Below are 9492 nucleotides of genomic sequence, written 5' to 3' on the forward strand. Positions count from 1 at the left end.
GGTGATTCTAATCCAAACCGCCGCAGCCTCAAGCTAATTCTCCCATTTGATCACCGGAGCCGGATGAGGTACCGGCGGGAAGGGGAGGGGAACGGCGCAAGGGATTGGAATTTCCCTGAGGCGCCGGAGAAGGAAAGGCGGAAATCAGCCCTGGAGGTCTTCTTCCAGCCGGAGCACAATATCGCGGACGCGGACGTCGTTTTCCATGCGGGAGGCTACGAGCTTGTTGGCATGAATGACGGTGCCGTGGTCACGGCCGCCGAACGCGTTGCCGATGTCCTTCAGGGAGCATTCCGTCAGGCGGCGGCTCAGGTACATGGCTATCTGGCGGGGGAAGGCAATGCTGTTCGGCCGGCGTTTTCCGGTCAGGTCGCTCACCTTCAGTTCATAAAAGTCCGCCACGCGTTTCTGGATGGTTTCCACGGAGAGGACACGGCTGGTTTCCTCCCGGAGGATGTCGCGCAGGAGCTGTTCGATCTTGGAGATGTCCGGCATGTCTCCAGACAGGGAAGTAAATGTGGCTACGCGGAGCAGGGCGCCTTCCAGCCGGCGCACGCTTTTCTGGATGCGGCTGGCGAGGAATTCCAGAATTTCGTCGGATACGTTCATTCCGGCACGGTCGCGCTTGCTCCGCAGGATTTCCAGCCGGTCTTCGTCTCCGGGCAGGGTCAGTTCCACCGTCAGGCCGGATTCCAGCCGGGCGGCCAGGCGGACGTCCAGGTTGGAAATGTCGCAGGCGGCGGCATCGGCGCAAAGCACGATGGTCTTGTGGGCATGGAACAGGGCGTCAAACGTGTGCAGGAATTCTTCCACCGTCTTTTCCTTGCCGGAAATGAACTGCACGTCGTCCACCAGCAGAACGTCCGCCTTGCGGTATTTGCGGCGCAGTTTGGCAAAGCTCTGGCCGTTTTGGGTGCGGGAAGCGTCAATGAATTCATTCGCGAATTGTTCACCCGTCACGTACACCACGTTTGCGGAGGATTCCTGACGGAGAACTTCATGGCCGATGGCTTGCAGAAGATGGGTTTTTCCTACGCCGGATTTTCCGTATAAAAAGAGGGGATTGAAGAGGGGGCGTTCCGACTGGGCGGCGGAAATGGCCGCCTGGTACGCAAACCTGCTGTCTTCATACATCACGAAGGAGTCAAACGTGTACAAATCATTCAACGCGGCCCTGGCTCCCTGGGGGCGTGTCTTTTTGGCGGTGCGGGCCGGGGATTCGTCCGGCTGGGCGTTTTTTTTGCGTGCGGAGGATTTCTGTGCCGGCGCGTCCGTTTCCTGTTCGGAAGCCACCTCGTCCGCGCAGACAAATTTTACATTGCGTTCCCCTCCCAGAGCCAGCATGGCCGCCTGTTTCAGTTCCGGCGTGTAGCTGTTTTCCACCCACAGGGCGGCCATCGGATCATCGCATACCAGCGTCAGGGTTTTTCCGGAATCTTCCAGCAGGGAAAATTTGGGGAACCACAGTCCGTAAACCTCCGGGGACATGATCGTTTGAAGGGCTCCTGTGATTTTGGTCCATGCTGCTGGCAATTCGGATGAAGGGGTCATTGTTATGAAAATGATGAAGTTGTTTGGTTGTAAAGCCTAGATGGGCTTTTCCCGTCTGGCTGCGAGACCGGACGCGGATAGAACATGACAGTTCATCCGTATCCGTGAAAACTCGCGGCGTCTATCGGAATGGAGAAGGCGAACTCGTCCGCCTCCAGCTCGACATCCCGGCTGACGGGAGCGCCAAATTACTGATTTGCGGCAAGAGAAAAAACATCTTTTTGAATCTTCATGAGTCATCGTTCCCCCGCTTCAAGTTCCACGGGGGTTCCACATCAAAGAATTTTTTAGTCTTGATTCGATCAATAATTTAGTCCTCCTGAGTATATTTCTTTGAAACGTATATTACATTTTTATTATCAATGATTTACTTTGTTGTTTGGGCCTAATGTGACGAAAAGGAAACAATTACGAACGGGCTTATCAAGCACTTACACGAACCGTAGCATGCCGGATTCCGGCATGCTACGGAAGAGGTACGGCGACGTGGTTGACAAGAGCCGGCCGGAAATCTAACGTGGCCCCATGATGAAACATGCGGATAATCCTGAAGAACGGCCTCAAACCCTTTTCCGTGGCAAATTTCTGGAATTGGTCAAGGAGGGCAGATGGGAATATGTACGCAGGGTAAACGCCAACGGAGCCGTCATGGTGATTGCGGTGACGGAAGAGGGAGAATTGCTGCTGGTGGAGGAGTACCGTTTTCCCCTGCATGCACGTACCATTGGGCTGCCTGCCGGGCTTTCCGGGGACGGCGGAGAGGAAAGCACCCTGGAATCCGCGCGCAGGGAGTTGGAAGAGGAAACCGGATATAGCGCTTCCTCCTGGACTTATCTGTTTACCGGGCCTTCCTCCCCTGGACTGACGACGGAAATGGTATCCTTTTATCTGGCGGACGGACTTCGGCAGGTAGCGGAAGGAGGAGGGGTGGACAATGAGGATATTACCGTACACCGGATTCCTCTTTCTTTGGTGCACGACTGGCTGATGGACCAGACAGGACAGGGAAAGGTGGTGGACCCGAAAATTTTCATGGGACTTTATTTTCTGTTCCGCCGGTTTGACGGCTCCGACAGGGAAGAAGGATGATCCAGCCGGGAAGGCGCCGGACAGCATAGCGGCCTCCGTATCCCGGCAGGTTGATGGACGGCGGGGGAACTATCCTGTTCAGCATCAAAAGTTTCTGTGCGTGATGAAGGGCTCCGGCGTCATAAAATATGCCGGTCCCATAAAAACTTCTGGACATTCTTTCCGTTTCGGGCTAAATATCTCCCCGCCTTACGGCACCAACCACTACATGGCAGGGTAGCTCAGTGGTAGAGCAGAGGACTCATAAGCCTTTGGTCGGGTGTTCAAATCACCTCCCTGCTACCAGTTTTGCAAACCCCTTAAATCTTTAGATTTAAGGGGTTTATTTTATCCAACATGATTTTTGTAGCATTTTGGGAAATGGATAAATAGTCGAATACTTGGAATAAGGTCATAAATAACTTGATTGTTAGAGAATAATTTGTAGAAAATCCTACAGCTATGGACCTCATTGATACACTTACCAATCTTTCTTCGCGCATTCCCAAGTTGTTGGAATCAATCCAAACAGAAGAAGCCACGAAAAACGCTCTTGTTATGCCATTTATTCAGGCGTTAGGCTATAATGTGTTTGATCCTTTTGAAGTTGTACCTGAATTTACTGCCGATGTAGGTACGAAAAAGAATGAAAAGGTGGATTATGTGATTGTTCGGGATGGAAAACCTTGCATTCTGATAGAATGTAAATCCGCAGGGACATCGTTGAATATTAACCATGCTTCTCAGCTTTTTCGTTATTTTGGAGTAACGGATGCTCGATTTGCCATACTTACAAATGGTATTCAGTATAGATTTTTCACGGATATCGAGGCCCCAAACAAAATGGATGAGCGTCCATTTTTTGAATTTTCCATGCTCCAACTTGATCAGAAGACCGTTAATGAAGTGAAAAAATTTGCTAAAACACTTTATGATGAAGATAATATTCTAAGCAATGCTTCTGAATTGAAATACAAAAAACAGATACGCAGTTTTCTTTCTCAAGAGCTAGACAGTCCTTCAGAAGAATTTGTGCGGTTGTTTGCTAAACGCGTTTATTCCGGATTATTAACAACTGAGAGAAAGGATCAGTTCACCCAGTTAGTGGGGCAGGCTTTTAGAGAATGGGTAAATACTCTTCTTAATGAACGTTTGCAAAATGCTCTGGATTCTACGACTAGTTTATCATTAGAAGATAAGGCGTCTTCATCATCAGCCCCTTCACCAACTTCGGAAGAAGAAGTGCAAATTATAAGAGATAATGGAGTTGTCACAACGGAAGATGAACTTGAAGGGTTCAGAATTGTACGAGCTATATTGGCTCAGATTATTGATCCTGTCCGAATTTATTTGAGGGATACAAAAAGTTATTGTGGTGTTTTGTTAGATGATAATAATCGTAAACCCCTGTGCCGTTTTTTATTTACTCCCCATCAACTTACCTTGATATTGCTGGATAAGGAGCGAAATGAAGAAAGAATCAAGTTGGAATCTTTAGTTGACCTGTACAAACATGCAGATCAGCTCTTATCCCATGCTAGATTATATTTGGAGTAGTCTCTTCTCAGCAATTCTCTCAGATTCAGAATTCGTTTCTCTTTAAAACAAAGAGGCTGCTTAGTTTTTTTGGGGCCTAAATAAAGGCTTTATCCTTTGAACTCTTTTCTGCCGTTAAATCATAGTTGTAAGTATTACTATCTATGATTAAGTCAGTTGTTATCTTTTAGCCTCAATCCGAAGACTCCGGATTTGCGGCCGCTGAGTTCCAGAGCGCGGAGACGTTCCGGGGGAAGGCTGTCGCGGGAGAATTCCGCATAGTGCATGCGGTCCCGGAAGTAGTGGACGGCGCTTTGAGACAGGGCGAAGATGAAGTCCACGCCCATTTCCTCCGCCTTTTTCCTGGCAAATTCACAGAGCGTGCGGCCGTATCCACGGCCTTCATGGCGGTGCTTGATGTACAGGCAGCCGAGTTCCGCGCTGCGGTGTTCCGGATAAGGGTACACGGCCACGCAGCCCACAATGCTGTCATCCAGCGTCAGGACGTAGTAGTCGTCGATTTTCGCGGCTATATCCTCATAGTTGCGGTCCACCAGTTTGGAGTCCACGACGGAACGGGCGATCATGGACAGGAGTTCCGGGATGTCCTCTTCTTTCAGGGGACGTATTTCCCGGTAGGAGTCCGTGTGGACCATCGTGCCCACGCCTTCTTCCGAGAAGAGTTCCTCCACCAGTACCCCGCGCATTTTGCCGTCCAGCAGGTGCACGCGCGGAATGCCGGCACGGCAGGCTTCCGCGGCCTGGTCCAGCAATTCCCTGTGTGCCAGATTTCCGGACAGTCCGGCAACCTCCGATTCCAGAATGGCGGCGATGGGGTGGCCGTCCCGGGAAGGAACCTTGTGGTCGTTGAGCAGGGCAATGTATTTGGAGGCTCCCAGCGTGTACGCCAGATGAATGGAGTCCGTATCAAACGAGCCCGTGCGCCCGGAGGCTACGACGGGTATCTGATGGCGTCCCAGGATTTCCCGGACGCGTTCGCGGACAAGCTGGCCGCCTTTCAGCGGGGCTTCCACCAGGGCGGAGCGCATTTCACAGACGCGGGTATGTTCGTACAGGGCGTAAGCGTCCGGCCCTTCTGCAATCAGGACGGGCTTCACCCCTATTTCCTGCAATGCATCCAGGTCCAGCAGGGCATCCACCAGTTCCTCCGAGTTCACCAGGGGTTGTTCCACATGTACGGCAAAGATTTTGCCCCTGAAGTAGGGAACATACTCCAGTACGGAACGGACGTTGGTTGATTTATTGGGAGGAAGCGTGGTCAAGGAGTGCACCGAAAGTTTGAAGGCGGAGGAAAGGGCCGTCAAGCACGTTTCCTCCGCCCGAAGACAGGATGGTGTTTAGAATGTGCGGGTTTCCGCGGAGTCCCGGTTGTCCATGGTTTCCGCGAGGTCCTGGGAGTCCAGCGTGACGGCGATTTCCTCATCATCGGAGACAGGAGCGGAAGCCGGTACGGATGCGGTTTCTTCCTTGCGGAGGACGACGCTGACCTTGCGTTTGGGCATCACCAGTTTGGGTTCCGGAGCCGCAGGCTGATAGCCTTCACCGATGGTGGTGGCATCGGAGATGGCGGCCGGAGTGGAGGAGGATTCCTGTTCCGGCTGTTGCGCCGCCTGCTGTTCGCGGGCCCTGGATACCTGTTCGCGCAGGGCGGAGAGCAGGTCCGTCGGCATGCCGTCGAATCCGATTTCCGGGAGGCTGGCTCCGTTTTCCTGCCCGTCGTCGGAGGTCTCGAACTGGGGCAGGCTGGCCAGGAAGTCTTCAAAGGCGTCCAGGTTGGTGGTACTCTTGAAGAGGTTGCCGATGGCTTCGCTCTTGATGCTGTCCATCAGGGTGACGAAGAGGTCGTAGGCTTCCGACTTGTATTCCACGAGCGGGTCTTTCTGGCCCTGGGCGCGGAGGCGGACGCCTTCCCGGAGGGAGTCCATGTTGTACAAATGCTCCTGCCACAGTTTGTCAATGGCCCCCAGGATGATCTGGCGTTCCATGTGGTCCAGGTATTCCGGACGTTCGCGGGAGGCCTTGTCTTCATACGTGGCCTTTACCTTGTCGATCAGGAAGGCGATGGTTTCGTCCAGCGGGCGGTCTTCCAGCTTGGCGGCATCCGCCGTGAGGCCCAGCGGGAAGGAGGAGTTCATCCAGGCAAGCAGCTCGTCGGGATGGGTAATGCCTTCTGCGTCCGGGTCAAGGAATTCGTGGGCGCGGGTGGCGATTACTTCCTCCAGCACGTCGTAGATCATTTCACGCGGGTTTTCCGTGGAGAGTACTTCATTGCGGTAACCGTACACGATTTCGCGCTGCTTGTTCATCACGTCGTCATAGTCCAGCACGTGTTTGCGCCACATGTAGTTGCGCTGTTCCACCCGCTTCTGGGCGGATTCCACGGATTTGTTCAGGAAGCTGTGTTCCAGGGCTTCGCCGTCGGCCACACCGAGGCGTTCCATCATCTTGGTCATGCGTTCCGCCGCGCCGAAGTTGCGCATCAGGTCGTCTTCAAAGGAGATGAAGAACTGGGAAGCGCCGGGGTCGCCCTGGCGGGAGCAGCGGCCGCGCAGCTGGCGGTCGATGCGGCGGGATTCGTGGCGTTCCGTACCCAGTACGAAGAGGCCGCCCAGGTCCGCTACGCCTTCTCCCAGCTTGATGTCCGTACCGCGTCCGGCCATGTTCGTGGAGACCGTAACGGCTCCGCGCTTGCCGGCCAGTGACACGATTTCGGCTTCACGCTGGTGGTTTTTGGCGTTCAGCACTTCATGGGGGATTTTAGCCCTCTTGAGCATGCGGGAGAGGGTTTCGGAGGCGTCCACGCTGGCCGTGCCGATCAGGATGGGCTGACCCTTGCCGTGGAGTTCCTGGATTTTGTTGATGACGGCGTTGAATTTCTCGCGGCGGGATTTGAAGATTAGGTCGTTCTGGTCCTTCCGGATGCAGGGGCGGTTGGTCGGGATGGGAAGCACGTCCAGCTTGTAGATGTCGTGGAATTCCGCGGCTTCCGTTTCCGCCGTGCCGGTCATGCCCGCCAGTTTTTTGTACAGGCGGAAGTAGTTCTGGATGGTGATGGTGGCATAGGTCTGGTTTTCGCGTTCCACTTCCACGCCTTCCTTGGCTTCCACGGCCTGGTGCAGGCCGTCGCTCCAGCGGCGTCCCGGCATTTCACGGCCCGTGTTCTGGTCGATGATGATGACCTTGTCGTCCTTGACCACGTATTCCACGTCTTTTTCGTAAATGCAGTAGGCCTTGAGAAGCTGGGAGGTGGTGTGCAGGCGGGCGCCCGTTTCATCCAGCTTTTTGGTCAGTTCGTTTTTAAGACGGAGCTTGTCTTTTTCCGTCAGGCGGGGATTTTCATCCATTTCCGCAAAGGCGGTGCCGAGGTCCGGGAGAACGAAGTCTTCCGGGTGTCCGGGGGAGATGATTTCACGGCCTTTTTCCATCAGGTCCGCGTCATGGGTTTTTTCATCCACGGTGAAGTACATTTCCTCCTTCAGCTTATAGAGTTCCTTCTTGCGGGTATCCTGGTAAAGGGTCAGTTCGTATTTTTCCACGATGCGGCGCAGTTCCGGGTCCTGCATGGCGCGCATGAAAGCGCGGTGGCGGGGCTGGCCCATTTTCACCTTGAACAGGTTGCGTCCCACTTCTTCCGTCCTGCCTTCTTCCTGGGCTTTCAGGGCCTGGGTCATCAGTTCGTTGCAGAGGTCGGTCTGGGCCTTCACCACGCGTTCGATGGAGGGGCGCAGGTTGTCGTACTGCTGTTCACGGGTAACGACGGCGGGGCCGGAGATGATGAGCGGCGTACGGGCTTCGTCAATAAGAATGGAGTCCACTTCGTCCACGATGGCGAAGTAGTGGCCTCTCTGCACCTGCTCTGATTTGGACGTGGCCATGCCGTTGTCGCGCAGGTAGTCGAAGCCGAATTCGGCATTGGTGCCGTAGGTGATGTCGCAGGCGTATTGTTCGCGGCGCAGCTGGGAAGGCATCATGCTCTGGATGCAGCCGACCGTCAGCCCCAGGAACTGGAAGAGCATGCCCATCCATTCGGAGTCACGGCGCGCCAGGTAGTCGTTCACCGTTACCACGTGTACCCCCATGCCGGTGAGGGCGTTGAGATAGACGGGAAGGGTGGCGACGAGGGTTTTACCTTCGCCCGTGGCCATTTCCGCGATGTAGCCGCGGTGCAGGGCGATGCCGCCGAGCAGCTGGACGTCAAAGTGGATCATATCCCAGAGCTGTCTTTGTCCGCAGATTTCCCGTTCTTCTCCGCAGAGCAGGCGGGCGCCGTGCTTGACGGCGGCAAACGCTTCCGGAAGGATCTGGTTGAGGTAACGTTCCCGGAGTTTGTCGAACTGGGGCGTGATATTGTTCCATGCGGCCTTGCCTTCCTCAATGGAGGCCGGAGTGGCTTCCACCGTGGGGAGGGCAGCGAATTCGTTTTTCAGGGATTCAAAGCGGGCATTCAGCCGGGAGGCGATGCTTTCCAGTTCTTCTTTGGGCGCGGCTTCCACGATGCGCACGGGCGGCAGGTCCATGGGAAGGAAGCGATGCAGGTAGCTCTGCCATTCCCTTGTTTTTTCAAGCAGGAAGTCCTGTCCCTTGCCGTTCCATGATTCCTCAATGGAGACGATTTGTTCCACAATGGGGCGCAGGCGGCGCACTTCACGCTGGTTTTTGGTACCGACAATCTTGGTTAGAATCCACTTAATCATCTTTGTCTTGTTGAAAATTGACGAGGTAGAGGCGCTTTCAGCGATCTAAGAATCGAAAAATACTAGCGGGTGCGGAAAGAAATGCAAGCACGGCCCGCGATTTGGGCAAATCATGACGTGATAGGTTCATTTTTGAATGACATGCCGGGGCGTTGGACCTGATTTTCCTTGCATCCTTATTTTCCCTGCAAGATGTTACAGGAGAAAGGAGAGAACGTTTTATGCCTCATGTTTTCCACAAATTTCCCTGCTGGGTTCCCATGGCCCTCGCCTGTACGCTGGCGGGATGCTGCCATGAGGACGGAACCGTGTGCAAGGACGATATTCATTTGATATCCGGGGAAATTAATGAAGAAGGGAATATTTCCCTTCATTTTGACTTGAATACCCAGTATCAGGGAGACTTGTACGTGGAGATGCAGCCGGAAGGCGATGAGGTCAACGTGTTCCTCTACACCCGACCTGCGGGCAGAACTTCCGGAAAGCTGCTCTATGCGGGCGGTTATCAGCTGGTCATTCCCTGGCCGGAGAATGCCGCCTCCGTGGAGGTCAACCTCTGCGGCATGAAGCTGGATGCATGGACAAAGGAGTAAAGGCCGGCAGCGGAGGCAGGGCGATGTTC

The 9492-nt window shown here is 54.1% G+C and carries 6 protein-coding genes and 1 tRNA gene; 4 read left to right on the plus strand and 3 right to left on the minus strand.

Translation table 11 applies throughout. The annotated features are described in order from the left end of the window. Positions 1-144: 144 nt before the first annotated feature. Positions 145-1551, minus strand: a complete 1407-nt coding sequence (gene dnaA, locus V3C19_RS04895) for a chromosomal replication initiator protein DnaA (protein ID WP_130083520.1) — start codon at positions 1549-1551, stop codon at positions 145-147. A 525-nt stretch (positions 1552-2076) separates the two neighbouring features. Between dnaA and V3C19_RS04900 the strand changes: the two genes are divergently transcribed. From V3C19_RS04900 to V3C19_RS04910, 3 genes are all read left to right on the plus strand, one after another. Beyond that, positions 2077-2640: an NUDIX hydrolase gene (locus V3C19_RS04900; protein WP_295934359.1), complete on the plus strand. Its 564-nt coding sequence runs from the start codon at positions 2077-2079 to the stop codon at positions 2638-2640. Positions 2641-2850: 210 nt separating this feature from the next. After that, positions 2851-2925: transfer RNA gene (locus V3C19_RS04905), tRNA-Met, on the plus strand. Between the two features lie 156 nt (positions 2926-3081). Then, on the plus strand, positions 3082-4176 hold the full coding sequence (locus tag V3C19_RS04910) for a type I restriction endonuclease (protein ID WP_295934357.1): 1095 nt from the start codon (positions 3082-3084) through the stop codon (positions 4174-4176). A gap of 152 nt (positions 4177-4328) precedes the next feature. On the opposite strand, the gene V3C19_RS04915 is transcribed toward V3C19_RS04910, so the two are convergent. Both V3C19_RS04915 and secA read right to left on the minus strand, forming a co-directional pair. Next, positions 4329-5447 carry a GNAT family N-acetyltransferase gene (locus V3C19_RS04915; protein WP_330937164.1) on the minus strand — a complete coding sequence of 373 codons (1119 nt, stop codon included), beginning with the start codon at positions 5445-5447 and terminating at the stop codon, positions 4329-4331. Between the two features lie 66 nt (positions 5448-5513). Continuing rightward, on the minus strand, positions 5514-8870 hold the full coding sequence (secA, locus tag V3C19_RS04920; RefSeq protein WP_295934352.1) for a preprotein translocase subunit SecA: 3357 nt from the start codon (positions 8868-8870) through the stop codon (positions 5514-5516). 260 nt (positions 8871-9130) lie between these two features. Here secA and V3C19_RS04925 point away from each other — a divergent pair, with 260 nt between their 5' ends. Continuing rightward, positions 9131-9463, plus strand: a complete 333-nt coding sequence (locus V3C19_RS04925) for a hypothetical protein (protein WP_149873774.1) — start codon at positions 9131-9133, stop codon at positions 9461-9463. The last annotated feature ends 29 nt before the right edge of the window (positions 9464-9492 follow it).

The organism is Akkermansia sp. AE01SA01 (assembly GCF_036417395.1).
Classification (GTDB): Bacteria; Verrucomicrobiota; Verrucomicrobiia; order Verrucomicrobiales; family Akkermansiaceae; genus Akkermansia.

Bases quoted from the DNA above. Each gene is read 5' to 3' on its own strand.
- secA (WP_295934352.1), bottom strand. From the start codon at position 8,870: ATGATTAAGTGGATTCTAACCAAGATTGTCGGTACCAAAAACCAGCGT.
- V3C19_RS04900 (WP_295934359.1), top strand. From the start codon at position 2,077: ATGATGAAACATGCGGATAATCCTGAAGAACGGCCTCAAACCCTTTTC.
- dnaA (WP_130083520.1), bottom strand. From the start codon at position 1,551: ATGACCCCTTCATCCGAATTGCCAGCAGCATGGACCAAAATCACAGGA.
- V3C19_RS04910 (WP_295934357.1), top strand. From the start codon at position 3,082: ATGGACCTCATTGATACACTTACCAATCTTTCTTCGCGCATTCCCAAG.
- V3C19_RS04925 (WP_149873774.1), top strand. From the start codon at position 9,131: ATGGCCCTCGCCTGTACGCTGGCGGGATGCTGCCATGAGGACGGAACC.